The sequence below is a fragment of the Nostoc sp. genome, assembly GCF_036917675.1.
GTDB lineage: Bacteria > Cyanobacteriota > Cyanobacteriia > Cyanobacteriales > Nostocaceae > Nostoc.
Genome location: NZ_JBALCT010000032.1, coordinates 1 through 26,933, shown reverse-complemented (window position 1 = coordinate 26,933; position 26,933 = coordinate 1). Strand labels below are relative to the sequence as shown.

At 38.4% G+C, this 26,933-nt stretch carries 29 protein-coding genes, 1 tRNA gene and 1 pseudogene; 19 read left to right on the top strand and 12 right to left on the bottom strand.

What is annotated here, in order from left to right; genetic code table 11:
- The first annotated feature begins 55 nt into the window (after positions 1-55).
- The 17 genes from V7K31_RS11015 to rfbD all read left to right on the top strand — a co-directional run bounded on the left by V7K31_RS11015 (position 56) and on the right by rfbD (position 18,543).
- The gene (locus tag V7K31_RS11015; RefSeq protein WP_335094350.1) at positions 56-1,513 is read left to right on the top strand and encodes a PPC domain-containing protein; all 1,458 of its coding nucleotides are present in this window, start codon (positions 56-58) and stop codon (positions 1,511-1,513) included.
- Positions 1,514-1,889: 376 nt separating this feature from the next.
- Positions 1,890-3,200 (top strand): ABC transporter ATP-binding protein, encoded by a 1,311-nt coding sequence (locus tag V7K31_RS11010; RefSeq protein ID WP_335094348.1) that lies wholly within the window; start codon positions 1,890-1,892, stop codon positions 3,198-3,200.
- A gap of 18 nt (positions 3,201-3,218) precedes the next feature.
- The gene (locus V7K31_RS11005) at positions 3,219-3,749 is read left to right on the top strand and encodes a class I SAM-dependent methyltransferase (RefSeq protein ID WP_335094347.1); all 531 of its coding nucleotides are present in this window, start codon (positions 3,219-3,221) and stop codon (positions 3,747-3,749) included.
- Between the two features lie 151 nt (positions 3,750-3,900).
- Entirely contained in the window at positions 3,901-4,656 is a 756-nt protein-coding gene (locus tag V7K31_RS11000; protein WP_335094345.1) for a dTDP-4-amino-4,6-dideoxyglucose formyltransferase, read from the top strand.
- Positions 4,653-5,780, top strand: coding sequence for a DegT/DnrJ/EryC1/StrS family aminotransferase (locus V7K31_RS10995; RefSeq protein WP_335094343.1), 1,128 nt, complete (start codon positions 4,653-4,655; stop codon positions 5,778-5,780). The genes V7K31_RS11000 and V7K31_RS10995 overlap by 4 nt, the downstream gene beginning before the upstream one ends.
- Before the next feature lie 6 nt (positions 5,781-5,786).
- Positions 5,787-7,379 carry a glycosyltransferase family 2 protein gene (locus tag V7K31_RS10990; protein ID WP_335094341.1) on the top strand — a complete coding sequence of 531 codons (1,593 nt, stop codon included), beginning with the start codon at positions 5,787-5,789 and terminating at the stop codon, positions 7,377-7,379.
- 76 nt (positions 7,380-7,455) lie between these two features.
- Positions 7,456-7,950: a helix-turn-helix domain-containing protein gene (locus V7K31_RS10985; RefSeq protein ID WP_335094339.1), complete on the top strand. Its 495-nt coding sequence runs from the start codon at positions 7,456-7,458 to the stop codon at positions 7,948-7,950.
- A 171-nt stretch (positions 7,951-8,121) separates the two neighbouring features.
- Positions 8,122-8,529 carry a transposase gene (locus tag V7K31_RS10980; protein WP_335094337.1) on the top strand — a complete coding sequence of 136 codons (408 nt, stop codon included), beginning with the start codon at positions 8,122-8,124 and terminating at the stop codon, positions 8,527-8,529.
- 637 nt (positions 8,530-9,166) lie between these two features.
- Positions 9,167-10,045 carry a glycosyltransferase gene (locus V7K31_RS10975; protein WP_335094336.1) on the top strand — a complete coding sequence of 293 codons (879 nt, stop codon included), beginning with the start codon at positions 9,167-9,169 and terminating at the stop codon, positions 10,043-10,045.
- Between the two features lie 35 nt (positions 10,046-10,080).
- Entirely contained in the window at positions 10,081-11,172 is a 1,092-nt protein-coding gene (locus tag V7K31_RS10970) for a glycosyltransferase family 2 protein (RefSeq protein WP_335094335.1), read from the top strand.
- 126 nt (positions 11,173-11,298) lie between these two features.
- Positions 11,299-12,321, top strand: a complete 1,023-nt coding sequence (locus V7K31_RS10965; protein ID WP_335094334.1) for a glycosyltransferase family 2 protein — start codon at positions 11,299-11,301, stop codon at positions 12,319-12,321.
- 164 nt (positions 12,322-12,485) lie between these two features.
- Positions 12,486-13,643 carry an acyltransferase family protein gene (locus V7K31_RS10960; protein WP_335094333.1) on the top strand — a complete coding sequence of 386 codons (1,158 nt, stop codon included), beginning with the start codon at positions 12,486-12,488 and terminating at the stop codon, positions 13,641-13,643.
- Positions 13,644-13,774: 131 nt separating this feature from the next.
- Positions 13,775-14,656, top strand: coding sequence for a glycosyltransferase family 2 protein (locus V7K31_RS10955; protein ID WP_335094332.1), 882 nt, complete (start codon positions 13,775-13,777; stop codon positions 14,654-14,656).
- 54 nt (positions 14,657-14,710) lie between these two features.
- Positions 14,711-15,781, top strand: coding sequence for a glycosyltransferase family 4 protein (locus tag V7K31_RS10950; RefSeq protein WP_335094331.1), 1,071 nt, complete (start codon positions 14,711-14,713; stop codon positions 15,779-15,781).
- Positions 15,782-15,877: 96 nt separating this feature from the next.
- Positions 15,878-16,954 carry a glucose-1-phosphate thymidylyltransferase gene (locus V7K31_RS10945; RefSeq protein WP_335094330.1) on the top strand — a complete coding sequence of 359 codons (1,077 nt, stop codon included), beginning with the start codon at positions 15,878-15,880 and terminating at the stop codon, positions 16,952-16,954.
- A gap of 116 nt (positions 16,955-17,070) precedes the next feature.
- The gene (gene rfbC, locus V7K31_RS10940) at positions 17,071-17,616 is read left to right on the top strand and encodes a dTDP-4-dehydrorhamnose 3,5-epimerase (RefSeq protein ID WP_335094328.1); all 546 of its coding nucleotides are present in this window, start codon (positions 17,071-17,073) and stop codon (positions 17,614-17,616) included.
- A gap of 36 nt (positions 17,617-17,652) precedes the next feature.
- Positions 17,653-18,543, top strand: a complete 891-nt coding sequence (gene rfbD, locus V7K31_RS10935; RefSeq protein ID WP_335094327.1) for a dTDP-4-dehydrorhamnose reductase — start codon at positions 17,653-17,655, stop codon at positions 18,541-18,543.
- A 159-nt stretch (positions 18,544-18,702) separates the two neighbouring features.
- Here rfbD and V7K31_RS10930 read toward each other — a convergent pair whose 3' ends face one another.
- Entirely contained in the window at positions 18,703-19,443 is a 741-nt protein-coding gene (locus V7K31_RS10930; RefSeq protein WP_335094325.1) for a 2-phosphosulfolactate phosphatase family protein, read from the bottom strand.
- A gap of 388 nt (positions 19,444-19,831) precedes the next feature.
- Between V7K31_RS10930 and V7K31_RS10925 the strand changes: the two genes are divergently transcribed.
- Together V7K31_RS10925 and V7K31_RS10920 are read left to right on the top strand one after the other, a co-directional pair.
- Positions 19,832-20,251 (top strand): BlaI/MecI/CopY family transcriptional regulator, encoded by a 420-nt coding sequence (locus V7K31_RS10925; RefSeq protein WP_335094324.1) that lies wholly within the window; start codon positions 19,832-19,834, stop codon positions 20,249-20,251.
- Positions 20,251-21,093 (top strand): M56 family metallopeptidase, encoded by an 843-nt coding sequence (locus V7K31_RS10920; protein ID WP_335094386.1) that lies wholly within the window; start codon positions 20,251-20,253, stop codon positions 21,091-21,093. Before V7K31_RS10925 ends, V7K31_RS10920 begins: the two co-directional genes overlap by 1 nt.
- Here the strand turns inward: V7K31_RS10920 and V7K31_RS10915 are convergent.
- The 11 genes and pseudogenes from V7K31_RS10915 to V7K31_RS10865 all read right to left on the bottom strand — a co-directional run bounded on the left by V7K31_RS10915 (position 21,090) and on the right by V7K31_RS10865 (position 26,508).
- Positions 21,090-21,221 (bottom strand): hypothetical protein, encoded by a 132-nt coding sequence (locus V7K31_RS10915; protein ID WP_335094322.1) that lies wholly within the window; start codon positions 21,219-21,221, stop codon positions 21,090-21,092. The two genes, V7K31_RS10920 and V7K31_RS10915, sit on opposite strands and share 4 nt — an antisense overlap.
- Positions 21,218-21,805, bottom strand: a complete 588-nt coding sequence (locus V7K31_RS10910) for a Uma2 family endonuclease (protein ID WP_335094321.1) — start codon at positions 21,803-21,805, stop codon at positions 21,218-21,220. Before V7K31_RS10910 ends, V7K31_RS10915 begins: the two co-directional genes overlap by 4 nt.
- Positions 21,806-21,844: 39 nt before the next feature.
- On the bottom strand, positions 21,845-22,045 hold the full coding sequence (locus V7K31_RS10905; RefSeq protein ID WP_335094319.1) for a hypothetical protein: 201 nt from the start codon (positions 22,043-22,045) through the stop codon (positions 21,845-21,847).
- Between the two features lie 169 nt (positions 22,046-22,214).
- Entirely contained in the window at positions 22,215-22,346 is a 132-nt protein-coding gene (locus V7K31_RS10900) for a hypothetical protein (RefSeq protein WP_335094317.1), read from the bottom strand.
- Between the two features lie 70 nt (positions 22,347-22,416).
- A complete protein-coding gene (locus tag V7K31_RS10895) occupies positions 22,417-22,641 on the bottom strand; it encodes a hypothetical protein (protein WP_335094315.1) in 225 nt (74 codons plus the stop codon).
- A gap of 4 nt (positions 22,642-22,645) precedes the next feature.
- Positions 22,646-23,764, bottom strand: a complete 1,119-nt coding sequence (locus tag V7K31_RS10890) for a methyltransferase (RefSeq protein WP_335094314.1) — start codon at positions 23,762-23,764, stop codon at positions 22,646-22,648.
- Between the two features lie 232 nt (positions 23,765-23,996).
- A pseudogene (locus V7K31_RS10885) lies at positions 23,997-24,395 on the bottom strand (aminotransferase class V-fold PLP-dependent enzyme); the annotation flags it as partial.
- A gap of 21 nt (positions 24,396-24,416) precedes the next feature.
- Positions 24,417-24,488, bottom strand: a tRNA-Asn gene (locus V7K31_RS10880).
- A 145-nt stretch (positions 24,489-24,633) separates the two neighbouring features.
- Entirely contained in the window at positions 24,634-25,182 is a 549-nt protein-coding gene (locus tag V7K31_RS10875) for an NYN domain-containing protein (RefSeq protein ID WP_335094313.1), read from the bottom strand.
- A gap of 362 nt (positions 25,183-25,544) precedes the next feature.
- Positions 25,545-26,222, bottom strand: a complete 678-nt coding sequence (locus tag V7K31_RS10870; RefSeq protein ID WP_335094312.1) for an ABC transporter ATP-binding protein — start codon at positions 26,220-26,222, stop codon at positions 25,545-25,547.
- A 13-nt stretch (positions 26,223-26,235) separates the two neighbouring features.
- On the bottom strand, positions 26,236-26,508 hold the full coding sequence (locus V7K31_RS10865) for a hypothetical protein (RefSeq protein WP_012410874.1): 273 nt from the start codon (positions 26,506-26,508) through the stop codon (positions 26,236-26,238).
- Between the last annotated feature and the right edge of the window lie 425 nt (positions 26,509-26,933).

Genomic DNA, 26,933 nt, shown 5'->3' with positions numbered 1-26,933 from the left:
ACAGCAGGAATGGGTGTAGTGTAGTGCCAACTCGTCTCTAACCCGCAAGTAATTTATGGCTGTTAACTTATTTGATGCCGGTTTCTACCGTACTGCTAACGCCGACTTAGCTAGAGCAGGCTTGACGACAGATGGACAGTTGCTTTCACACTTTCAAAACTTTGGTATAGATGAAGGACGAGCTTTTAGTGCCTTTACCGACCTTAACTTCTATCGCTCCAGCAACAGTGATTTGGCTTCTTTTAACAACCGTCAAGCTTACGAGCATTTAGGAAAATTTGGTGTAGCAGAAGGACGCCAATTTTCTCAGTTTTTCGATGTCAACTTTTACTTGGCTGTTAACTCCGATGTGAATCAAGCCTTTGGCGGTAATCGGGAACGAGCATATGAACATGCACGAGGCTTAGGTGTCAACGAGGGACGTGAATTTTCACCATTTATTTATGACTTAAATGACTATTATTTGGCGGTGAATCCCGATTTGAAACAATCCTTTGGGGATAATCGCGCTAAAGCACTGGAGCATCTAGTAATTTCTGGTGTCAGAGAGGGACGTAGTTTTTCACCCTTTGTGGATATAAACTACTATTTAGTTAATAACAGCGATATCAATCAAGCTTTTGGAGGCGATCGCTATCGGGCTTTTGGGCATTTAGAAACATTTGGACTGAATGAAGGACGGAAACTAACTCCGGCTTTTGATGTAAATTATTACCGCAATACCTATTCAGACTTGGCAAACGCAGGCTTAACAACTAACCGTCAACTTTATCAGCATTGGGTGGTTTCTGGGGCGTTCAATGATGGGCGGTCTGGTACACCAGATCCAGGTAACTCATTAAATACTGCTCTCAACCTTGGTAATCAAGATGATAACGCCACTTTCTTTAATGGCTCTATCGATGGTAGTGACACTAATGATTATTACCGTTTTACCCTAACTAATGTTAGCAGTATTGGTGCAACACTTAACAATGTGAACGCAGATTTAGACTTGTCGCTACTCGATGCTAATGGTAGTTCGCTCCTGAGTTCTACAAGTCGTAATGATACTGCTGATGGAGTTACTTACTTTGCCTTAAACCCTGGTACATACTACATCCGAGTCTATCCAGGCGTGAATGGCGCATCTTCTAATTACAATTTAGGAGTAAATTGTAGTTCCATTGTAGACGCTGGCAATACCCTCAGTAGTGCTCTTCCTTTGACTGGATTCGATGCACCTAAGTCATCCGGTGTTATCCGAGATACTGTAGGCGGTAGTGATACAAATGACTACTATAAGTTTATTGTGAATGAGAATCTTTCGTTCACTACATCACTATCTCAATTGACGGCAGATGCAGATTTATATCTACTTAATTCCAATGGCAGTATTATCAGATCATCAACGCAAACTGGCACTAACACAGATTCAATATCAAACGCTAGCTTAAGTCCTGGTACTTACTATATCCGCATTCAGGGTTTTAGCAGTAACACTCGTTACACACTGAATGCAATTACTACTTAACTACTTTCACCAAGGCTACTCTGGGTTGTGATGTATATAGTCAAAAGCAATTGCTGATTAGGGCGATCGCTTTTGACTTTTTAGCATTAATATGATAAATAATGTAGCTAACTTATTGCCACAAATTTCGGCAACTAACTGAATCTAGTACAAAAACAGACAAGAGCAAAGTTAGAAAAAACAATAGAGTTTTTTGTGTTTTAGTACCATACTGCTTGATACTTTAAGCTAGAAGTGGTAATTTTTGCTTGTCAATGTGATCCCATTGACTTTTGTGTAGTCAAAGATTTTCGCAAAATGGCAGCTATTACTGGGAAAAGTTTCCCTAAAGTAGTTTGCTCATGGTTTAAGAGTATTGAGGAGAAAACGCAAAGACATGGGTGAAGAACTTGCAATTTCCTTAAAAAATGTCTCAAAGTGCTTTAAACGTTATGCTCGTCCTGTAGACAGACTAAAAGAAATTTTACTGCCAGCAAAAAGTTACGCTCAAGAGTTTTGGGCGCTGCGGGATGTCTCTTTCGACGTGAACAAAGCCGAGACTATGGGCATTATTGGGCGCAATGGTGCAGGTAAGTCTACGCTTCTACAGATGATTTGTGGTACTTTAACGCCGACAAGTGGAGAAGTACAAGTCAATGGAAGAGTTGCAGCACTGCTAGAGTTAGGTGCTGGCTTTAATCCAGAATTTACCGGGCGAGAAAATGTGTATATGAATGGAGCAATCATGGGGCTTTCTCGCCAGGATGTGGATGAGCGCTTTGATAAAGTTGCCGCTTTTGCTGATATTGGAGATTTTATTGAACAACCAGTTAAGAGCTATTCTAGTGGAATGTATGTCCGGCTGGCTTTTGCTTCAGCAATTCATGTCGATCCAGATATTCTAATTGTGGACGAGGCATTGTCTGTAGGAGATATGTTCTTTCAGGCAAAGTGCATGACGCGGATGAAGCAGATGATGGATGTTGGTGTGACAGTGCTGTTTGTAAGCCATGATGTTGGCGCTGTTAAAAGTCTTTGTCGTCAAGCCATTTTATTGAGTCATGGAGAGCTAATAACTTCCGGTTCAGCGAAGCAAGTAGTAGAAAAGTATTTTTCTATGAAGGTTGAAAGTGAGCAAGTTATTTTAAAGCAAGATAAACTCAAGAATGATTTAATTGATTCAGAATTATTACTTGAAAGTGAGAAAAATTCTTTAATTAATAACTTAGATTTCTTAAAAAGAGCAGCTTTTCAAAGAATACAAAATGGTAAAGCAAGTTTTATCAACGTGCAGATTCTCAATGATGAAGGTAAAAAAATATCTAACCTTGATTATGCACAAAATTTAATTTTAAGAATGCATATTGAAATTTATGAAGATATTGAAGAGCTAGTATTTGGTTATCACATTAGAGATAAGAATGGTGCTGATATAGTGTATTCTGATAGTGAAATTGAAGAGAAAACACTCAAGTCTGTTAAGCAAGGAGAAAGATATATTATTGATTGGAAGTTTAAAGCTACCTTGATACAAGGTATCTATAACGTTTCCTGTGTATTATCAATTCCTATTCAATTTGAAATTGCTGTAGTTGATTTCTGTGATTTTGTACCACTAGCTGTTCAGTTTAGTGTAGCACCCAGAAACATATCTCCTTTATATGGAAGTGTTCATTGGGATAACTCTGTAAAAATATTGAAGTCCTAAAAGGTAAGGTGAGATCAAATGCTGAGATTACACATCGGATGTGGTGAAGTATATATTAAAGATTGGATAAATATAGATTTTGAATCATCTAAAGCAGACTTAAAACATGATTTACGTCAACCACTTCCCTATGAAAATAATACTGTAGATTTAATTTATAATGAACATTTTATAGAACACCTGACGGCAGAAGAAGGAGTGGATTTTCTTAAAGAAATGTATAGGATTCTTAAACCAGGAGGAGTAATAAGAATTGCAACTCCAGATTTAGATTATTTAGCCATCAAGTATTGGTTTCAATGGAAAAAACAGGATTGGATAGAAAGATATGGATACTCACATATAGAGACAAAAGCTGAGATGATGAATGCAATGTTTCATTATTGGGGACACAAATGGCTTTACAACTTTGAGGAACTAAAAAGAAGATTAATTCAGGCTGAATTTAGGCAAACAAAAAGAGTTAGCTTTAGGGATAGTAAAAACCCCAATCTTCAAAATTTAGAAACAAGGAAAGATTCTAAATTAATAGTAGAATCTATGAAGTAGTCTTACATATTAGTGTTCATTAAAAAAGATAGGAAGTATAAAATATTCAAAACTCAATTTGTATATATAAAAATATTTATATTTTTTAATCTAATTGCAAACATTAAATTACCCCAACTTGGAAAACAATCTAAATTATTGAGGCGGTATCATGAATTTATTTTATAAAAACATTTTAATTTTGGGAGATAATAATTACTTACTAGAAAAACTCTCAAACATTATAGACAAAAAGGATCTAACTCAATATACTGACTTTAGTTATGCCTGTTCTCCACAAACATTTATTGAACTACCTTTAATCCCGAAATTCAAATTTTCTCATATAGATGTCAAAAAGGATATAAAAACTTTAATTGACAAATTTGATCTAATTATATCTGCACACTGCAAGCAAATTTTTCCAGCAGAGTTAGTTACTAAAGTTAAATGTATAAATATACATCCAGGCTTTAATCCATATAATAGAGGTTGGTATCCTCATATATTTAGTATTATCAATAAATTATCCAGTGGTGCCACTATTCATGAAATAGATCAAAAGATAGACCACGGCTCAATAATTATTCAGCGCCAGGTAGAAATATTTTCTTATGATACTTCAGATACTCTCTACAAGCGGATCTTAGAAACTGAGTTACACCTCTTCTCTGAAGTAATAGAAAAAATACTTTGCAATGATTACCAAACTTATATTATAAAAGAAGAAGGAAATATAAATAAGAAAAATGATTTTCAAAAAATGAGACAAATAGAATTAGAAAAAGTATATTCTGGCAGAGAAATTATAGATTTACTTCGTGCTTTGACACATGGTGATTATCAAAATGCCTATTTTATAGATGACGACAATAATAAAATTTTTATTAGACTAACACTAGAACCAGAAGAAGTTGTAAAAGAATGATATCTCCTTTTCAAGAACCTATATATGTTACTCGGCCCCTACTACCAGATTTAGATAAATTTAATCAAAAACTTCAAGAAATTTGGCAAAGTCAATGGCTGACAAATAATGGGAAACAACATCTAGAACTTGAAAAAAAATTAGAACAGTTTCTTAAAATACCTTATTTATCATTATTTAATAATGGCACAATTGCACTTGTAGTTGGCTGTCAAAGCCTACGTCTTTCTGGCGAAGTCATTACTACTCCTTTTACTTTCCCTGCGACTCCTCACGTCTTGACTTGGAACAATATTAAGCCGATATTCTGTGATATTGATCCAGAAACGATGAATATCGATGCCAATAAGATTGAGTCAATGATTACCCCCCAAACAACAGGAATTCTAGGGGTTCATGTCTATGGTACTCCCTGCGATGTGGTCAAAATTCAGGAAATAGCTGATAAATATGGCTTAAAAGTAGTTTACGATGCCGCACACGCCTTTGGGGTGGAAATTCATGGTGTAGGTATTGGTAATTTTGGCGACTTGTCGATGATGAGCTTTCATGCTACAAAGCTATTTCATACAGCTGAGGGAGGCGCTCTACTTTTTAAGGATTACAACTTGAAAGCGAGAGTAGAACTGTTAAAAAACTTCGGTATCAAAAATGCTGAAGAAGTAATAATGCCAGGAATTAACGGTAAAATGAACGAAATTCAGGCAGCTCTGGGTCTAGTTTTATTGGAGTATATAGAGGAGGAGAGATGTCAGCGCAAGCTACTAGTCGAGACATATCACAAATGTCTAGAAAATGTTTCAGGTATTAGTCTTTTGACAGAAATTCCTGATGTTACCAGCAGCTACCAGTATTTTGTAATTAGGATTGATTGGGAACTTTTTGGGTGCGATAGAGACTATGTACATAATCAATTTCAGCAATATAATGTCTTCACTCGCAAATACTTTTATCCACTTTGTAGCGACTACCCATGTTATAAGTACCTGCCATCATCGAGTAGCATTAACCTGCCAGTTGCTAATCAAGTAGCTAAACAGGTTTTATCATTACCTTTATATGGTAGCTTAGGCGTTGATGATGTTGAAAAAATTTGTCAAATAATGATTGAAATTAGAGGCTAGTAATCTGTGCCAAAAGTATCGGTAATTATTCCATCTTATAATCATGAAAAATATATATCAGAAACTATACACAGTGTGTTAAATCAAAGTTATCAAGATTTTGAAATAGTGATTACAGATGATTATTCCTCTGATAATACTATAAAAATTATTAAAGAATTTAATGATCCCAGAATTAGACTTTTTTGCTTTCCTAAAAATCGGGGTGCTGCTGTTGCTGCTAACAATTGCATCAAAGAAGCAAGAGGCGAATTAATTGCAATGTTAAGCTCCGATGATATTTTTACTCACGACAAGTTGGCGAAACAAGTTAGCTATTTGGAAGCCAATCCAGATGTAGGTGCTGTTTTTAGTTATGCTCATATTATTGATGATGATGGAAATGATTTTAAGCAAGAAAATCACTTTTATAAACAAATTTTTATCCAACCAAACCGCAATCGTTTTGAATGGTTAAATCATTTTTTCTTTAAAGGGAACTGCTTATGTCATCCTAGCGTATTAGTTCGTAGAAAATGCTACACTGATGTAGGGCAATATGATGAGAGATTTGCTCAGTTACCTGATTTTGACTTCTGGATCAGGCTTTGCATGAAGTATAATATTTATGTAATTCCAGAGGAATTGATCAAATTTCGTATCCGTAAGAATGAGGCTAATGCTAGCGGTAATAGACCAGAAACAAGAATTCGTCATCAGATAGAGTGTAAGCAAATTTTAAATAATTATTGCTCGCCGGAAGTACGCAAGAACTTTTATAAAATATTTCCCGAGGCAGCATTAGATGTAAACCACAATCAGGATAGTGAAGAATCAATTTACCTGCAAGTTGCTCTGCTAGCAATTAAAGTTAGTCTACCTACATACCAAAGTTTTGGAATAGATAAGCTTTATGAGCTACTTGATAGTAAAAATAACACCTTTGAAAAAATTCTACAAAAATACGCTTTTGATTTTGTTAATTTAATAGCAATTACAGGTAAATATGATGTATACGGTTTTATTAATAAAGAAAATTTGTATTTGCAGCTTGAACAAACTCAAACAGAACTAGAGCGTTCGCAATCACAATTCCAGCAAACTCAAACAGAACTAAAGCGTTTGCAATCAGAATTCCAGCAAACTCAAACAGAACTAAAGCGTTCGCAATCACAATTCCAGCAAACTCAAACAGAATTAAAGCGTTTGCAATCAGAATTCCAGCAAACTCAAACAGAACTAAAGCGTTCGCAATCACAATTCCAGCAAACTCAAACAGAATTAGAGCAATCCCAATCTCAGATGCAGCAAACTCAGACAGAATTAGAGCAATCCCAATCTCAGATGCAGCAAACTCAGACAGAATTAGAGCAATACCAATCTCAGATGCAGCAAACTCAGACAGAATTAGAGCAATACCAATCTCAACTACAACAAACTCAAGCTGAATTAGAGCGCTCGCAATTTCAGTTACAATCAACTCAGGTAGAATTAGAACTTTCTCAACAGGAAATCATCGCAATGGAGAGCAGTAAATTTTGGAAATTACGAAAAATATGGTTCCGACTAAAAGGACTATTGGGATTGAAAAATGATGAATCAATAAAAAATAGTTTGTAATTTATACCAATTCTATATGAGGCTGCATAGAAATGTAGAATAGAGAACATGGAAGATTAAACAGTAGAAGCAAACAATGGGAAGGTGTTTCAACTTATACATAAGCGAGAGTGCAGAGTATTTATCCAAAAGTCTCAAGAAAGCTCGCACCGGCTTTGAAAAAGAACGTTTACAAATGCTGTGGTGGATGAAAACAGGGCAGGTGACACAGCACAAGGAATTAAGTCAAAGGCTAAGTAGAGACGGTTCAACAGTAACAAGATGGTTACAAAGATATCGACAAGGGGGACTAAAAGAACTTTTAGAAGTCAAACCTGCGCCAGGAGCGACACCTAAAATTCAAGGAGAAATCCTCAAAAAGCTGGTAGCAAGATTGGAATGTTCAGAGGGTTTTAGTAGCTATGGCCAAATTGTGGAGTGGTTAGAGCAGGCATTCCATCTGCAAGTCAAATATAAGACGGTCTATCGCTTAGTACACTATCAACTCAAGGCGACACTCAAAGTACCTAGACCTGTCAGTAAAGATCAGGATGAACAAGCGGTGAGTTTGTTTAAAAAAACATTCCTCTAGCCTTACTGACTCTGCAAAACCTTTTTGGCAAAGGCAATCGACTGCGTTACTTGTGTCAGGATGAAACCAGACTAGGGTTGAAAACAGAAACTGGGCGAGTGATTACAGCACGCGCAAGTCAAACCCATAGTCAGCGTACAGTGGCAAAGATTGGCATTCTGGCTGTATGGGGTGGTTGAACCATTGGCAGGATGGCATTTTTGTCAGGAATATTCTCATCTCGATAGTAAGAATTTTCAGAAATTCCTTGATGCCCTTTCTCTTGAATTGGGTGATGATATGGCAATAATGCAAATGGATCAAGCATCTGTCCATCAAGCTTTAGCACTATCTTGGCCTGAAAATCTCATCCCAATCTTTCAACCATCTCATAGTCCTCAACTCAACCCGATTGAAAGATTATGGCAGTTTATTAAACGTCAGTTTAAGGGTGAAAATTTCTCAAACTTACAAGAATTGCCTCAACGGGTTCAACATGAGTTAGCTCAAATGTCTTCGGAGTTAATCTCCTCTTTGACCTGTTATGATTTCATTCTTGAAGCTCTATTTCATGAGGCTTTATTCTATGCATATTCATAGAGAATTGGTATTAATATACCAAAAACTGATGTATACCTTCATAAGGCTTTCTTATAGCTTTAAAGAGATAAAATAGATATAACTATCATATTAATTTATAACTACACCAACTTTAGATATAATTAGAGAGTTTAAATCCAATACCCGTGAATGAAATTAATCGAAAGCCGGAAACCCAATTGTTGTAAAAGCTACAGCTTTTAGAGCTAGACGGAAATTGCCATGCGATAGAACCTGTTTAAGAAAATCCCTTGCGCTGCGATCGCAGCATAACAAGGCAGACTTGATAGACTACCATTCGTTAAAACGCCCAGAATCCTTTTTTAGATTGCGTTTGAGATGTCTGGCGAAATTCATTCAGGGGTATTGATTTTAAATCAGTAGAAGATAAAAATACTAATTATAATTATAATTCTAGATTCAAGAGATAAAAGATAAATTCGCGTAAGTGCAGTAGATAAAACTTAATTCTAGAAGTTACGGTAGCTTTTATTTAAGTTATCACAAACGATAAAATTAAATAATAACTTAAAACCAAATTTTAGTTTGTCGCTCTCATTACAGACGTAGAAAAATGTTAATATCTCAAAATATAAATGCAGTTAAGTTATTTATCACATCGTTAGGCAATCAGTTTATGACTGAAATTGGCGAAATATTTGCTGAAGGCTTTAAAAAAAGCGGTCTTTCAGTAGAATTGCTTGTGGATAAAATACCCTCGACAAGGGTAGAAGATAATTTAATTCAAATTGTGGTTGCTCCTCATGAATTTTACCCGCTATATCTTGAGAAAGCATTATCTACATCGAAAGTCTTAAAAGTTACTAAAAACGTTTATGTTTTAAATGTTGAACAACCAGGTAGTACTTGGTTTGAAATTGCTTATAACCCAGCTAAAGATGCTAAAGGTGTATTTGATATAAATAAACAAGGAGTTCAAGAATTTAATAACCGTGGTGTTCCAGCTATTCACACTCCTTTAGGTTATGAAGATTTATTTTTTAAAGCAGAAAATAAGAGTGACTTATCAAAACCAATAGATATTTTATTTATCGGTTCACAATCACCAAAAAGAGAAATGTTTTTATCTAAAAACGCTGATTTTTTTAGTGAATATAATTGTCATTTTATTATGACAAGAATCGATCAACCGAACTTGAAAAACACTCCTGGATTTTATTCAGGAAAGAAGCGAAATGAATTATTAGATTCTAGCAAGATTATACTAAATATTCACTTCGCTCATAGAACTTATTTTGAATGGCATCGGGTTTTAATGGCTATTGGTAATCATTGTCTAATAGTTTCTGAACGAAGTGATTATATTGAACCCTTAGTGAGTGGAAAGCATCTCGTGATGAGCGAAACTGAAGATATTATTGAACATTGTAAGTATTATCTAGAAAATGAAAATGCTAGATACCAAATCACTAAAGAAGCTTACGAATTTGTCATAAATAATTACACTGCACAGATAGTCTGTAATTCTTTGATCGGTAAAATAAATAGGTTATAATATTTTAAAATAATTTAAAATTGTTGAGGTGAAAAATGCAATTTGATAGTTTAGAGGTACGCAGAAATTCTTTAATTAGCCGTTTACAAGTAGCCAAATTATCGGGATTTTTAGGCAATAATCCTTGGGTGTGTGAAGCCAACTCTGCATATAAAGAATCTACAGCACCAAGTGTAACTGTAGTAATCACACTATTTAACTATTCTGAATACATATATGAATGTTTAAATAGTATCTGTAAATCTAATGTTTCTGGTTTACCACAAGGGTTTGACATTTTAGTGGTTGATGACTGTTCAACAGATAATTCTCAGAACTTAGTTAAGCAATATCTTGCTGAGTCTGACATTCCAATTTGTTTAATTAGTAAAGCTTTCAATACTGGTACAAGTGATGCTAGAAACATAGGACTAAAACTTGCTCGCGCACCCTATGTGTTTATGATGGATGCTGACAACTGGATTTACCCGAATTGTTTAACCGCGTTATACAATGCGATCAAAGATTCTAATTATGCAGCTACTTACGGCATCATAAATAAATTTGAAAATATTACTAAAGAAGCATTAGGCTTTTTTTCCTGTTATGAGTGGGATATCCGGGAGTTAGTTAGAGCACCATATATTGATGCTATGGCAATGTTTGATAAAGAAGTTGTTATTAAACTAGGTGGCTATTCTACTGAATTAATTGAATATGGCTGGTATGGATGGGAAGATTACGATTTGTGGTTAAAGTTAGGAATGTCTAACTATAGCTGTAAGCTAGTTGCCAAAATTGTAGCATCTTATAGATGTCATGCTTCTTCTCAAATTCATACTACGAGGAAATATATGGCAAATATAGCAAAATATTTTCATAAAAAGTTTGCCCGTTTAATAAAAAAATACGACGATTTGGATACAATCTTCGGATTTTTAGTTGGTACACAACTGCAGGAAATGCAAATAGATTTGGAAACTACTCATACCGAATTGGATAAAGTAGATGCTCAGATTAATCTGGCAAAATCAGAAATTTATCGTTTAAAAATGATAATTGCAGCAATGGAAAGTAGCAAGTTTTGGCAAATGAGGAAACTGTGGTTTAAATTTAAGAAAATTATTGGTTCCGGACAAAATGAGTAAATACAAATGATTGATGCTTAGGAAATTTAATTTTAGTCCTGCCCACGTTCTACTCTGTTTGGATCAGAGCAATACTTTTGGAAAAATTGCATATCTTGTCATGTCAAACTTATAATTTTAACTAAAATGCAGCATCAAGAAAAAATTGGCATTGTTTTAGCGACATATAATCCTCATGTTGAATATTTCCAGAAACAGATCGAGTCTATTCAAAACCAAACTTGGCAAAACTGGATTTGTTATATTGTTGATGACTGTTCCCAACCTAAATATCAAGCTGAAATTAAAAAACTTGTTGAAAATGATTCACGATTTATCTGTCATTTTCATAGCGATAATCTTAAACATTATTATAACTTTGAGCGTGGTTTGAAATACTGTGCTCAAGATCCTACAATTACAGCGATCGCCTTTTCAGATCAAGATGATATTTGGGAAGCAGAAAAATTAGAAATATTGCTGGCAGAACTACGTTCTAAACAAGTGCTTTTGGTTCATTCTGATCTGAAGCTTATCAATAGTCACGACGAAACTATTCATCCTTCTACCTGGGATTTTGAAGGACGTAATCCTGAAAAAGCTACAGTAGAATTGTTATTACTTCGCAATGTGGTAACAGGATGCTCTTTATTATTTTGTACTTCTCTGATACCCTATATTCTTCCCTTTCCCCAACATAAAATTGGTTGGCATCACGACTGGTGGGTAGCTTTGGTTGCAATTCAAAAAGGTAAAATAAGCCATATTCGTCAACCATTAATCCGTTATAGAATTCACAGTTCTAATACAGTTGGGGTAGTGGAAAATGCTGGTAGTATATACACTGAACTCATGATATGGGCTAGTAATAAATATCGAATTACGGGTGAGAGCTATTTATTTCATTATAACTTAAGTAAAGCACTTTTTGATCGTTTTCAGATTGAAACGAATTCAAGCCAAGCTAATCCTTTTGATACTCTACGATTAGATTTTGGTTTAGGTATTCTCAAGCTCTGCTACCAAAGTTGGCGAAACAATTACGGTTATGAAGGTAGAACCCTACGAATTTGGATTCTTAAGTTTTTATTTGACATTAAAAAAGTTAAAACCCATCTATTTAAAACTTTGTCAATACATGATGAAAATAATAATATCCAAACAAAATAAATGAACCAGCAGCAACCCATCGCAGTATCGATTATTTTACTATAGCAATCCGAATTGAAGCGTGAGAAAATACGTAGATACAAAGTATGTATCTATAAGCATTTCAGCGACTTTCTTGCTCACAAATGATTTAGGATTGCTATATACTATAAGGACTGAATACTATGGCTTTTCATAATATTAATACTATTTATCTCAATGATGCATTCGACCCAAAAAGCAATAACTTTGGTTTTCTGAGGTTTGCTTTGGCAAGTTTAGTAGTTTTCTCACATTGCCATCCTCTAGGTGGTTTTGCTTCAGCAAAACTTTTTGGAAGCCCACAAGCACAAGAGGATTATGGGAGTTTTGCTGTCACAAGTTTTTTTATCTTAAGTGGCTTTTTAATTACCCGCAGCTATACTACAACTTCCTCTGTATGGCGTTTTCTGTGGCATAGAATTTTACGAATATTTCCGGGATACTGGGTTTGCTTACTGGTAACAGTATTAATTTTTGCACCGCTGATTTATCTTTTTGAAAATGGCCATTTAAATGGTTATTTTCAAACCCAGATACAGAATCCTTTAACATACTTGTCAGCAAATTTTTTGTTGGATATCAAGCAATCTGGTATTGGTAATCTTTTTGTAAAAGATGTTCCATATCCGATATTTTTTAATGTTTCTTTATGGACATTAGTATACGAATTTAAATTTTATCTTTTTGTAGCTATATTAGGAGTAGTAGGGATTTTCAATTTTTACAAGAAAATTGTACTTTATCTATTTTTGTTTTTATGCTTAATGTTTGTTTTTGATCTTGCAGTTCCCGGTATAGCTAGCAAAATAATACCATATTTCTCAGATATATACCTTTTAAAGCTATTAATTTACTTCTTGGCTGGCTGTCTCTACTTTCTGTATAAAGAAAAAATAGTTTTTAATAATAGGTTTTTTGTACTATCAGTAATATTGATTGTAGTGTCAATTAACGATAAATCCTATAATTTAGTTGCACCTTTTACTCTTCCCTATATCTTATTTTGGTTAGCATTTAAACTTCCTTTTAGGAATTTCGATAAGTATGGAGATTTCTCTTATGGTTTGTACATTTACTCATCTCCTGTAGAACAAATGCTGGCATTCTTTGGTTTGCATAAAAGAGGTTTCATAGTATACTTTTTACTATCTATATTAGTGGCTATTATACTATCTGTCCTCAGTTATGAATTCATTGAAAAACCTGCCTTAAAGTTAAAAAAATTAAGATTTAAAGATATTATAAAAATATTAAATAGCTTCAAAAAATTTATTATGAATAAATTAAAGTTCTTTATGTAAACTGTTTAACTTTCAAGTGAGTACATAATCTTTTATAACAACCTAGATTTAGCCAAAGTTTTAATTTTTCAGTGTACCAGTAACTAACATTATTTACCAAATATCAGGTAGGCAAGCCTGAGTTAAAATAAATGAATCAGCAGGAACCTATCTCTATATCAATTATTCTAGTTAACTATAATGGAGCAGAAGTTTTACCAGATTGCTTAAGCTCTATAAAAAAAGTTATTGATATACCTAACTACGAAGTTATTGTGGTAGACAATGCCTCTACCGATGGTAGTGTTGAATTAATTACAGAAAAATTTTCTGAAGTTCGGTTAATTAGAGAATCCAAAAATCGTGGTTTTGGAGCAGGAAATAATATAGGAGCGAAATTTGCCACTGGAGAGTTTTTACTATTATTAAATACGGATACGATATTTACCAATAATATTCTCCCTCATTTAATTGAGCTAATACAAGCAGATCCACAGATAGGAATTATTGGGCCAAAATTACTAAACCTAGATGGAAGCTTACAAATTTCTGTTTCGCCAGCATTAGGAATTAAAGGGGAATATCAAGCTCGACGGCTGCATCGAGATTATCGGAAAAGCTCTAATGTAAGTTTGACTGAGCAGAAATTCCAAGAAATTCAAGAGGCCGATATTGTTGTAGGGGCAGCTTTTTTTATTCGCTCAAGTTTATTTTATCAATTAGGTGGATTTGATGAAAACTTTTTCATGTATTTTGAAGAATCAGACTTATGTCAAAGAGCACAGACTCAAGGATATAAAATTATCTACACGCCTCATGTATCTTTGATTCATTTGAAAGGATATTCGATTCAAAAGGCTGCAAATATAATGGCTATTGAATACAGACGTAGCCAGATTTATTACTATCAAAAACATCGCCCTTTGTGGGAACAATTACTATTACGTATATATCTTTTTTATAAATTCTTTGGCGAATTTGTAACTACAGCTAATCCTAACAGTATAAAAATTATTATTTTGTTATTTACATAGAAAAAATTGGCTGTTCAAGTATCTGTATCTAATTAATAATACAATGATTTTATTATGCCTATTCTAGCAAATTTATCTTTTGCTCCAACTCAACCAACCGGTTGGTTAAGTTATAGTCTAAATTTATTAAAAGAGCTAAAAAATTTAGATATTGACGTATTAAGTCCAATTGAAATTTCTGGTATTAAATGTCATCAGTCGCCACCAGATATGACGACGGATTTTGGGATGAAAGGGCATTTAAAGCGTCTGCTATGGACGCAATTGAAACTGCCAAATCTATATCGACAGATGAAGTCTACATTACTATTTTGTCCTATCCCAGAGGCTCCTCTATTTTCTTCCTGTTCTTATGTCGTTACTGTTCATGATTTAATTCCTTTAAGATTTCCACAATGGTTTTCTATAACGCAGCGACTTTATTGCAGCTATTATATTCGTGCTGTAATAAGACAATCAAAGCACGTTATTTGTGATTCAATGGCAACTGCTGAAGATTTAAGGAAATTTTTGGGAGTTACCGAAGACAAAATAACTGCGATTTCACTAGCATACGACAGCGAAAAGTTTCGTTTTTTGGATTTACCAACGCAAAATTATTTCCTCTATTTAGGACGGCATAATCCTCACAAAAATCTTGAACGCTTAATTACGGCCTTTGCCGCACTACCTAACCGCCAAGACTATGAACTTTGGTTAGCAGGACCAAGCGATCGCCGTTATACTCCAGTTTTAAAAGCCCAAGTAGAGAAACTAGGTATAACTCATCAGGTGAAGTTCCTCGACTATATTCCTGAGGGCGAATTACCAAAAATAATCAATCAAGCGATCGCTCTGGTTTTCCCCAGTCTCTGGGAAGGTTTTGGTTTACCTGTCCTGGAAGCAATGGCTTGTGGTACTCCCGTCATTACCTCCAATCTCTCTTCCTTACCAGAAGTGGCTGGTGATGCGGCGATTCTGATCAATCCCTACAACACCGGAGAAATTACAGAGGCGATGCAGGTTATTGCAACTGATTCGGCATTGCGATCGCGCCTTTCTAGCCAAGGTATCACTCACTCTCAACAATTCAGTTGGGAAAAAACAGGAAAAGCAACCATCGAAGTTTTATCCCGCTACTTATAAAAGATAAATTAACGCCAGATTAGATGCCAGGATTTGGGATTTTGTCCAGATTTCAGATTATCTTGACTAATGACTTATAACTAATCCTCAATCCTTATGAAAGCACTAATTCTGTCTGGCGGCAAAGGTACACGCCTACGTCCCCTCACCTACAGTGGGGCAAAACAACTTGTACCAGTTGCTAATAAACCTGTTTTATGGTATGGCATTGAAGAAATGGTCGCTACCGGTATTACTGATATTGGCATCATCATCAGTCCGGAAACTGGAGCAGAAGTCCAAGCGAAAACCGGAAATGGGGAATACTTTCGAGCTAACATCACCTATATCATACAAAACCAGCCACTTGGACTTGCTCACGCCGTCGAAATCGCCCGTCCCTTTTTAGGTGATTCTTCCTTTGTCATGTACTTGGGCGATAACCTGATTCAACTAGGTGAGTTACGTTACTTTCTGCAACAATTTAGCCAACAACAGCCAGATGCTTTGATTCTCTTACGTTCGGTTGCCAATCCTAGCGCCTTTGGTGTGGCTCAGGTAGACGAAACAGGACGGGTATTACAATTAATTGAAAAACCCAAAGTTCCTCCTTCAAATCTGGCACTGGTAGGAGTTTATTTCTTTTCTCACCTCATCTATGATGCGATCGCAAATATCCAACCTTCCACCAGAGGCGAACTAGAAATCACTGATGCTATTCAATACCTGATTAATCAGAAAAAGCAAGTTTTAGCCTATAATCTCCAAGGCTGGTGGCTAGACACTGGTAAAAAAGATGACTTATTAGAAGCTAACCGATTAATTCTCGACACCTATTTGACAAAATCAATTCTCGGCGAAGTCGATGCCCAAAGTCAGATTATTGGACGAGTCCAAATCGGTGCAAAATCTAAAGTAATTAACTGCACAATTCGCGGGCCAGTAATCATTGGTAGTAATTGTCATTTAGAAAACTGCTTTATTGGCCCTTATAGTAGCATTGCTAACAATGCCACACTCATTGATACCGATTTAGAACACAGTGTAATTTTAGAAGCTGCTAAAATTGTCGGAATTCATCAGCGCATTATTGATAGTGTGATTGGGCAAAGGGCACAATTGACTCTTGCGCCCCGTCGCCCCAAAGCCTTGCGATTTCTAATTGGCGATGACTGTCAAATTGAACTAACGTGATTTACTTCTTAAAAACAGGAAAAGCCACAGTCGAAGTGTTACCTACTAGCTGTAAAATACAAGCATTAAATTACTCTCACAATTAACACTGTGGCAAATTACTCGAAATAATATTAATGAGCATTGTACATACCAAAATTCCCGAAGTTATACAACTCGATCCCCAAATATTTGCAGACGATCGCGGTTTCTTCTTTGAATCCTACAACGACCGAAAATTTGCCCAAGAGACTGGTATTGTTGCCAACTTTGTCCAAGATAACCACTCCTACTCTAAACAAAACGTCCTGCGTGGATTGCACTACCAAATCCAACAACCCCAAGGTAAACTTGTCCGGGCTATTGTTGGCACTATCTTTGACGTAGCCGTAGATATTAGAAAAAGTTCGACTACATTTGGTAAATGGGTGGGTTATGAACTCAGTGCTGAGAACAAACGCCTACTGTGGATACCACCAGGCTTTGCTCACGGCTTTCTCGTGCTGTCAGAAATAGCTGAAGTTCTCTACAAAACTACAGATTACTACGCGCCCCAAGGCGATCGCACAATCTTATGGAACGATCCAGATTTAGCGATAGATTGGCCTCTGAGTACGCCACCGATTTTATCAGCTAAAGACCAAGCCGGGAAACCTTTGAGAACTGCTGAAGTATTTGATTAAGCTTGATGATTGCGTTAGGTTCGAGAACTAATTAGGATGAGTAAATCAATTTTGCTGATTGGTAGCAATGGTCAAGTGGGTAAGGAACTGCAACAAATTCTCCCAGACTACGGCAATATTATCTCAGTAGCACGTCCAACAGTAGACCTTGCCCAACCCGATACTCTTCGCAACGTTATCAGATCCAAGCAACCGCAAATCATCATTAATGCCGCAGCTTACACTGCTGTAGACAAAGCCGAAAGCGAACCCGAACTTGCTACCGCTATTAATGCTACTGCACCCCTAATTATTGCCCAAGAAAGTCAAAAGTTAGGAGCTTTTCTAATTCATATTTCGACCGATTATGTTTTTGATGGCAATGCGTGTAACCCTTACCAGGAAACCTATGCGACTAATCCGTTGAGTGTTTATGGTAAAACCAAACTCGCTGGAGAAGAAGCAATTCGGGAAACTTGCGCCCATCACCTCATCCTCCGCACTGCTTGGGTTTATGGGATTTTTGGTAAAAGTAACTTTGTCAAAACCATGCTGCGACTAGGTGCAGAACGCCAAGAACTCCGTGTTGTTGCCGATCAAATTGGTAGCCCGACTTGGGCGCAAGATATAGGCGCAGTCATAGCCCAGATGATTCCTCAGTTAACTCCAGAAATTAGTGGCACTTATCACTACACTAATAGTGGTGTTGCTAGTTGGTATGACTTTGCCGTTGCCATTTTTGAAGAAGCCCAACAGCTAGGCTTCCCCTTGAAAGTTGAAAGTATTGTCCCGATTACAACTGCCGAATATCCCACGCCAGCCCGTCGCCCAGCCTATTCGGTCCTTGCTTGTGGAAAAATTTCCGCAATTCTAGGAACTTATCCCCCCCATTGGCGACAAAGACTTCGACAAATGCTCACAGATTTTAAAATTGGGTATAGGGCATAGGGCATTGGGCATTGTTGATTAAGGAATAAGAATTAAATAACATAGAATTTATGTCTCTGGCTTACCTCACCCTCAATCCCTGGCCTTATAAAGGAGAGGGAGGCTAGAGACAGGATGAAGTTTTCCATTTTATTTAATCTACGTTCCGAAGTTTCTTCCCTATTTCCTTTGACTTTTTAAAACTCCCGTTTCATGTTGTATGGGCAAGACATCTAAAATATCAGTTTGGGAACAATATTTTAAATCTTCTTGACACTCAAGACGTAACAATCGTTGTCCGTGACTAGCTTGGTGAAGTAATCCCAATAAGTTATCTTGCCATTGAGAGTAAAGAGCGATCGCACTAATTACTTCATCATTACCAGCTAATTCCTCTGGTGACAAGGTGGTTTGTTGTAAAAGACTATGAGCGATCGCACCTGCACAAACTGTATCCTCTAAGGAAAAACTGCCTTCCCAACCTGAACCGACAATCCACACTGTCTCTGGTTGCAGCTCTTGGAGAAATTGCACCACCGCCGCCCGGTTAATTAAGGCTGCTGCTAATACATTTGGGGAGTCTTGTATCCGTTCTAAAGCACGAGTGCCATTTGTGGTACTGATAAACAAACGCCGCCCCTGCACCAATTCTGCTGTGCAATCGAGGGGAGAGTTCCCTAACTCAAAGCCAGCTACTTTTGCGCCGCCGCGTTCTCCAGCCCGCAGACGTTTTTGGGCAGGCCATTTTTCGCTAACTTCAATTAACTGATCTAAATCGCTGAATACTTGTACAGCTTCGCCTCCAGCTGCCAAAACTGTCGCTATTGTGCTAGTGGCTCGCAAGACATCGACTGCGATCGCACATTCTGGCACTTTATCCGTTGGAGTCAATTCAGGAGTGTGATATACGAATAGCTTCACGCGCTGGATACACCTGCTTTAATACTACTGCCGCAAATAACATTCTACCTAGTTGGTGTCACTAACCATAATCTCAATTACTCCCAGAGCATTTTTTAGCATCAAAATGCACAATTGAACCCATTCAAATAGATAAATGGGAGTAGGCTTGCTGTGAGCGTAGCCGAATGGGAGTGGGGAAGAAATCCGCTGATTAGGGGCGGGATTTTAATTTAAAAAGCCCATTTTTGTGCTTTTACACTTTCAGACTTGCTGCACTATCTTATAATTTAAAACAAGAACAGACATTCTAAATCGGGAAAAAGTTACAGCTTCAAGGTTACACCGCAAAGAGACAGATATTCACTGATTCCCCACTCCTCATTCCCCACTCCCCATTGAAATTTTTATGGCACCTTTACCCGATTACCGCCCTAAACAACTATCTTTAGGCCCGTTGGAAGCGGAAATTTTAAATATCATCTGGGAACTTGGTTCAGCCACAGTCAAGGATGTACACGATCGCATTCTGGCTGATCCTAACCGCGAATTAGCGTATACTTCTGTCACCACCGTTTTACGTCGCCTCACTGATAAAGGTTGGCTAGCCTGCGACAAGAAAGAGCGAGCATTCTATTGGCGGCCAATGCTGAGTAAGCAGCAAGCAGATGTCATCAAAGCTCATGATCAGTTACAGCGATTTCTGGCGGTGGGGAACCCCGATGTTGTTGCTGCCTTTGCTGATAGTCTGGATGAAGCAGCTAGTGAGCAAATAGCAGCGATCGCTAAACGCATTGAATCTGCACGCCAAGCCAGGGAGGAACAATGATGCATCTGATCATGATTTTGAATGCTTTGGTAGTTGCCTGGTGGTTAAGATCCTCTTGGAATCAACGCCAAGGCAATTGGAGTCTGCGATGGGGGCGATCGCTATTTTTGTTTCTCTTTCCCCCCTTGCTAATTTTCATGACTGCGATCGCTGTGCTGTTCATGGGGCCTCAAGGCCAAATGGGCGGGATGTATACAGGCTCAGTCAGTTATTTACTAGCATTAATTTATATGGCATTTTTTGCCATTTTATGTATTAAACTTGCCTTCCAGGGTTGGCAGTCGGTGGAATCTGCTCGTAACTGTCCTCTGGTGAACTTGGGGGATAAACGAGCCAGGTTACTGCAAACGGGTGCGTTGTTTGCGGGTCAAATTGGTTTTTGGCAACCAGAATTAGTGGTTAGCCAGGGATTATTGCAAACTCTCTCACCACGTCATTTAGAAAGCGTCTTAGCCCATGAGCAAGGGCATCACTATTATAGGGATACATTCTGGTTTTTCTGGCTGGGTTGGGTGCGTTCCTGCACTGCATGGTTGCCGAATACGGAGCCTTTGTGGGAAGAACTGTTAGCTTTGCGCGAACTCCGTGCTGACGGTTATGCAGCCTTGCAGGTAGATCCTTTGGTGTTAGCGGAATCACTTTTATTAGTGGTTAGTACCAGCCCAGTCTTATCGGAAATTTGCTGTGCTGCATTGGGTTCCTCTGGTGCAGGCGATCGTTTAGAACAGAGAATCGAAGCCCTATTAGCGCCACCAGAACCAATCGCAGAAGCTCAATTGCAATCCTGGCATGGCTTTCTTTTGGCATTCCTGCCTCTAGTGGCTGTGATATTTCATAGTTAAGTTGAATTTAAAAAGCTACTACAGCACGAAGCTGCGACGGTAGCAACTTCGCCCGTGTCTGTAGTGGTGTCAGACACCAGTTGCATAGTTAGTAAACCTTGTGCCAATTCTTGCTCAAGACAGTTCACTTCCGTCCTGCCAAGACTTGTTCGGCACTCAAATCCAGTTGTGGAAAAGTGGAAGAGATGATGCGTTTAAGTCCTTGGAATGCAACAGCATCATAGAACCCTTCTATGAGCGTGCATACTGTTACTACATCTTGAATAGGGTCAACAATCCAGTATTCAGGAATTTCGAGAACAGCATACTCAGAACGCTTGCTGCGGTAGTCTGTAGTTTGTGTAGATTCCCTGACGACTTCTACTACTAGTATCGGAGGAGTTTCGTTGAGTTCGATTACAGCTTCTCGATTAGAAAGTGCTTCCCATTGCTGTGTTGGTAATACTACCACATCTGGAATTCGTGAAGTGTCCCAACGTCCCCCACGTGGCGAACGCACTCCGACAGAAAACTTTTGTGCCGTCCAATTCTTGCCCATTTTGCCACTTTCATCATCAAAGCTTCGTTCTAAAAACTTGGAGATGCCACCATGCTTGCAAGTGCCAAGACTCATTGGGATTAATTCTCCATCTACCAATTCATATTGGGTATCCGTGCCATCGTTATACTTAAGATACTCTGCAAAAGTCAGTTTTTTGGTAGTTGCAGTCATAGCGATTACAATCCTCATTGATGACTTAATACAGTTATTCTAGGCGACAACCAAAGGTGATGAAGCAATATTTACCTGCGTACAGCAGGAAACTGCGACAGTAGCAACTTCTGCCTTGACATTTCCGTATTCCGCGCAGCCTGTAACAACTTCTGCCTTAACTTTATCTTGCGGTCTGGGAGTTTCCCCGTAGATATATCTGCCGAAGCAGAAAGCGTAGGCGTAGCGCGTCGTAGACATGGCTCTCTGCTAAACTCATCCATAATTCCCGAAAATACTGAACGCCTCTGGTAAACACTTGAGGAATAATCTCTTGGACATTTTGGGCAGTGGCTTTTACTGTATCTGCATTTCCCTGGTTTTTTCTAATATCGCCGTTTAGCGACTCCACCAACTCGTAACATCCCAACTAAACAAGAAAAGGCTGACAGCGAATCAGTTGGATAATTGCTTCTATAGCAGTTGGTTCATATATATCGGCGAAGTTCTCCACTGGATGTAAAATCAAATCGCGGACTTCTGACTCTTGCAGATAGGTCATTCGCAAAGCACTCGTGTTAATTAAATAGTCATTCCAGTAATCGTCAAGTTCACATAACTCGTGCGAACCACTAAAAATTAAAATCCAGTTTTAGTACCTCATCCAGGCGTTCATATTCATCTAGACAGACGAGAAATCGCTGACTACGGTTGCTGGGTTCTATTTCTGTTAACCAAGTTTGCAGCGCGGGAAATGGATCTTCAGCTAGTTTATCGGCATCTGGACTAAGCAAGTATACTTTGCGGGGTAATCGCCGTGCAGCTTCGATAATTTGTTGAGCTAAATTTTCAGCCAATCCTTTAAATTTTTAGCGCCTCAATAACGCTAATTAGTGACGGGGTTGGAATAACTTGGGTCAGTTGGAAGCCAGCATGAAGCAGTAGCACTTGATATTCTTCCTCTGTGCGTTCGTGTCCATCAGTCATAACTAGCATATTCAGGTCAAGCAACTTACCGAAAGAAGGTGCATTCCCAGGAGGAATTATTGTCTCAAACAGCAGGAGTTTACCATGCTGTGACATTGCCTGATGACAGTTTTTGAGAATGGCGATCGCTTTTTCGTCATCCCAGTTATGAATGATGTGCTTGAGAAGGTAAGCATCACCGCCTGCTGTTACTGACTCAAAGAAGTTCCCTGACACTACTGTGCAGCGGTGTGACAGTGCTGCGGGAGGGTTTCCCTCCGCAGGCGACTGCGTTAGCGCAGCGTTAGCGAGCTTGCGAGCGTCACCCGAAGGGTCTGCAAAACCTTGTGCTTGCAGACCAGATTTTGCTTCTTCTAGCACCGTTGGTATATCAAAGAGAATGCCTTTTACAGTCGGATAAGCTTTCAGGATGCTTGTCACCAAATTGCCGTGACCTCCTCCCACATCAACAATAGTGTTGAATGCTGAAAAGTCATAACTGCAAATAATTGCTTCCAAAATGGAAGCTGTTAGACTTGTCATTCCACAATTAAACAACTTGCTAGCTTCGGAGTTTTTAAGGTAATGATCATAAAGACTCATTCCAGCGATGTGGTCAAAAGCAATCTCGCCAGTTTTGATGCTATGTAGCAGGTTATCCCAGCTTAAGTAGTGCTCTTGTCCCAGTTGGGAAATGGCAAAAAAACGCATTGAACCAGGAAAATCCGTTTGTAACGTCGCAGCCAAGGGTGTTAAGCCAAATCGATGATTATCATCTTCAGCAAATATACCCACACTGGCAAGCGCACGCAGTAATCTGTACAAAGATGGCACGTGAGTATCAGTGCTTGTAGCTATTTCCTCTACTGTTTTTGGCTGTTCTTTGAGGTAGTCAGCAATACCAAGTTTAGCAGCAGCGTGGATTGCCCGTGACACCCAAAATCCAGAAATCATCTGGAGCATAACATCGGATGCAGGGACATCAGTACTTATGCTTGGTTCGAGTGAATTCATATTCTGTAAATTCTTTTCAAAGTTCTGGATTTGTGGGTGTACACAACCACAACTCAATCATATCCGACCACGGGGCCGATAAGCCTCTGGCTTGACGCTGCGCGTATCGCAAACGAAAACACAATACATCTTCAATGGATGAAGGAACAACTGATATCAGATGTGTATATACGTACCTAAAATGGCTATTCTACCCAGGTGTACTGGTAAATCCCAAACTAACTAACGCCGCAATGATTGCCACCACCACCCGCGCCCCAGTGCGACTAGCAACAAAATCAAGTGCATTGCGGCAAGCATTATATTCGTGGTTGGTTGTAAGTATTTCGTCCCCTGGTGAAAACCTCAGCGACCTTAACACCGAGTTAACACCAGTCGTCGCATTGGGGACAAATACCAAATCCTAGACATCACCACCCACAAACGCCGCCAGTTTACTTCTTGCATCGTCTAGTAATGGTTCCCACTCCCTACCAAAAAAGCGTAGAGGTTCCTGTTCTAGTTGCAACCTCAGACGTTGTTGAACTGCCAGCACTACTTTAGGACAAGCACCAAAAGAACCATGATTCAGAAATGTCACAGCCAGATCAAGCGACCATAGATTATTAAAAGATAATCTAGAATCCAAAATTTAAAATCCAAAATTTTTAAACTCCCCAGGCTGGATTCGAACCAGCGACCAATCGATTAACAGTCGATCGCTCTACCACTGAGCTACTGAGGATCACCCACAAGTTATAATAGTAGGGCTAAAAATCGGATTTGGCAAGTACTTTCGCCAATATTTTTTTAAATGCTTAATTATAGAAATTTTGCAGCCCAAATCCATTCAGAAACTTAAGCAGAGACTTTTAAATACTAAATATTTACTATAATCCCATTCGTAATTCAGCCAGACGCTGCCGCGCCTTAGCATCAATGGCATTAGCTAAAAACCTACTCTTAGATTGTTTGCGCGTATGATACTTCTGTCGCATCCGGCAGACGGTAGCTTCAACTTCAGCACAGAGTTGTTGTGCCGACAACCATTCAGCTCCATACCCCTGTATCATCAACTGCTGTGCCCGATCTGATGTAGCGACAATCACACGAGGAATCAAACATTGGGCTATTTGCTGGCGAAAAGAAGCACAAGATTTTTCAATATAAGTATCTGCTGTCTGCCCAAAATCAGTGTAATAAACTGATAAAAGCTCAGTAATAATTTCTTTATTACTAGAGCAATTCTGATATTGGGCATCAAAAACTATTTGAGTTGCATAACCTTGAAACGCACTATAACCAGTCATCGCTTCTACAAGTTCGCCCCGTGCTGCCTCTAGTCCAACACTATCACGCGTTTTTTTAAGGCAAGACCAAGCGCCTATTATATTGTAGCCGTCCACCAACAAAACGGCTTGGAGTAAGGAACGGTGCATGGTTTTTAATCACAATTTTCTAGAGTTTACAAAATTCATTCATAAGTTTTATAATAATTGATGCGTTGTGTGTAACACTATGTTACACAAGACAAAAATGTGATAAGCTCATAAAACTTACCTTAAAATAGACGTACTAATTTAAAATGCGCCTTTGTTCAAAAAGCGCGTGGCATTACTTTATTTAAGAGTGGTGAGTTAAAAGTCACCTAACTTCTGTTCGGCGTAAGCTGTCGCTGAGAGTTGTCACGCTCATGCTAAGTGAAAAAACCACTCACAAGAGACCAAGCATGTACTCGGCGCAAAAGTCCTGAGTAGTTTTTACTTTACTCAGAACTTATGACTCAGCACTCAGCACTTAATTAAGAGGCTTCGCTTTCTACCTCCATCAGACGTTGTTTAAGGCGCTGGGCTTCACCCCGATCAACAAGAGAACCTTTTTCTAGTAAGAAAGCGCCATCACAGTAATTTAACTCGTCTAATCGATGCGTTACCCACAAGGCTGTAAGACCTCGACTTTTGACGAGGCGGCGGACACCAACAACTAAATCCAGTTGGCTATCTGGATCTAGTAAAGCAGTTGGTTCATCTAATAATAAGACTTCACAGCGACGGGCGATCGCACCAGCGATCGCGACTCGCTGTTTCTGTCCCCCAGAGAGTGCATAGATAGGGCGTCGTTGCAGGGTAAGCAAATTCACCGCTCCTAGCGCCTCCTCAACCCTGGCTCTGGTGGCAGCAGGTGGCAACTTTTCTTCCACCAATCCAAAAGCCACATCAGCACCAACCGTTGGCATCACCAGTTGATGATCCGGATTTTGGAAGACAAAACCAACGGGGTGCAAAACCCGAATTTCGCCAGATTCAGGAGCTAATAGCCCCGCCAGCAATCTAAGTAACGTTGATTTTCCACTGCCATTTGTACCCAAGAGCATCCAAAACTCACCTTTGGGTACTTCTAAAGAGCAAGATTTGATCACTTTCTCTCCATTTGGCCAGCTGAAATTTAAATCCTTGACCTCAATGCCCACTTGAGCCATTTGTCAACCTTAGTTACTCAGCAGCTACAGCGAAAAAGCCAGGAGGTCTGCCACCACCAGGGGTTGTACCATCTTTCTGAACAATCTGCACCCCAGAAATTTCACTAGCGCGGACAGCAATTTTTTTCTCTGTCTTGCCCTCGCACTTGAGTTCCACAATGTCAGGGTTCCCAGAGCGTATTGCTGCCAAAATTAGCTGATAGACAGCCTCAGCATCCTCTGCTGACTTACGTTGTACTGAGATCGGGAAAGCAGTGTTTCTGATGCTTAAATCGATGGTAAACATTTAGCAATAATCAAATTTAACTGTGGACTCATTTTAGCGTCAGCTGAGTGATTCTAGGGAAATGGGCATTGGGCATGGGGCATTCGGCATTGATTATTTCTTTTTATCTCCCTCATCTCCCTATTCCACACCACATCTAGATCAAAAATTAATTTTTATGACAAAACCCCTAGAAAAATTAGCGATTTGCACCTAATATGATTAAAGGTATGTAAAAAATTGTAAACTTGGTTAAGAACCGAGTTAACTTTCTGCTTATGGAAGGCTTTTATATAGCCATCTATAATACAGATACAACCTGTACTTATAAACATTTGGAGATTTGCTCTAATGACCATCGCAATTGGACGCGCCCCCAGTAGAGGGTGGTTTGACGTTCTAGACGACTGGCTCAAGCGCGATCGCTTCGTATTCGTAGGTTGGTC

Coding starts and splice junctions, on each gene's coding strand:
- V7K31_RS11015 (WP_335094350.1), top strand. CDS start 56: ATGGCTGTTAACTTATTTGATGCCGGTTTCTACCGTACTGCTAACGCC.
- V7K31_RS11010 (WP_335094348.1), top strand. CDS start 1,890: ATGGGTGAAGAACTTGCAATTTCCTTAAAAAATGTCTCAAAGTGCTTT.
- V7K31_RS11005 (WP_335094347.1), top strand. CDS start 3,219: ATGCTGAGATTACACATCGGATGTGGTGAAGTATATATTAAAGATTGG.
- V7K31_RS11000 (WP_335094345.1), top strand. CDS start 3,901: ATGAATTTATTTTATAAAAACATTTTAATTTTGGGAGATAATAATTAC.
- V7K31_RS10995 (WP_335094343.1), top strand. CDS start 4,653: ATGATATCTCCTTTTCAAGAACCTATATATGTTACTCGGCCCCTACTA.
- V7K31_RS10985 (WP_335094339.1), top strand. CDS start 7,456: ATGGGAAGGTGTTTCAACTTATACATAAGCGAGAGTGCAGAGTATTTA.
- V7K31_RS10975 (WP_335094336.1), top strand. CDS start 9,167: ATGACTGAAATTGGCGAAATATTTGCTGAAGGCTTTAAAAAAAGCGGT.
- V7K31_RS10970 (WP_335094335.1), top strand. CDS start 10,081: ATGCAATTTGATAGTTTAGAGGTACGCAGAAATTCTTTAATTAGCCGT.
- V7K31_RS10965 (WP_335094334.1), top strand. CDS start 11,299: ATGCAGCATCAAGAAAAAATTGGCATTGTTTTAGCGACATATAATCCT.
- V7K31_RS10960 (WP_335094333.1), top strand. CDS start 12,486: ATGGCTTTTCATAATATTAATACTATTTATCTCAATGATGCATTCGAC.
- V7K31_RS10955 (WP_335094332.1), top strand. CDS start 13,775: ATGAATCAGCAGGAACCTATCTCTATATCAATTATTCTAGTTAACTAT.
- V7K31_RS10950 (WP_335094331.1), top strand. CDS start 14,711: ATGCCTATTCTAGCAAATTTATCTTTTGCTCCAACTCAACCAACCGGT.
- V7K31_RS10945 (WP_335094330.1), top strand. CDS start 15,878: ATGAAAGCACTAATTCTGTCTGGCGGCAAAGGTACACGCCTACGTCCC.
- rfbC (WP_335094328.1), top strand. CDS start 17,071: ATGAGCATTGTACATACCAAAATTCCCGAAGTTATACAACTCGATCCC.
- rfbD (WP_335094327.1), top strand. CDS start 17,653: ATGAGTAAATCAATTTTGCTGATTGGTAGCAATGGTCAAGTGGGTAAG.
- V7K31_RS10925 (WP_335094324.1), top strand. CDS start 19,832: ATGGCACCTTTACCCGATTACCGCCCTAAACAACTATCTTTAGGCCCG.
- V7K31_RS10920 (WP_335094386.1), top strand. CDS start 20,251: ATGCATCTGATCATGATTTTGAATGCTTTGGTAGTTGCCTGGTGGTTA.
- V7K31_RS10910 (WP_335094321.1), bottom strand. CDS start 21,805: ATGACTGCAACTACCAAAAAACTGACTTTTGCAGAGTATCTTAAGTAT.
- V7K31_RS10905 (WP_335094319.1), bottom strand. CDS start 22,045: ATGTCTACGACGCGCTACGCCTACGCTTTCTGCTTCGGCAGATATATC.
- V7K31_RS10900 (WP_335094317.1), bottom strand. CDS start 22,346: ATGACCTATCTGCAAGAGTCAGAAGTCCGCGATTTGATTTTACATCCA.
- V7K31_RS10890 (WP_335094314.1), bottom strand. CDS start 23,764: ATGAATTCACTCGAACCAAGCATAAGTACTGATGTCCCTGCATCCGAT.
- V7K31_RS10875 (WP_335094313.1), bottom strand. CDS start 25,182: ATGCACCGTTCCTTACTCCAAGCCGTTTTGTTGGTGGACGGCTACAAT.
- V7K31_RS10870 (WP_335094312.1), bottom strand. CDS start 26,222: ATGGCTCAAGTGGGCATTGAGGTCAAGGATTTAAATTTCAGCTGGCCA.
- V7K31_RS10865 (WP_012410874.1), bottom strand. CDS start 26,508: ATGTTTACCATCGATTTAAGCATCAGAAACACTGCTTTCCCGATCTCA.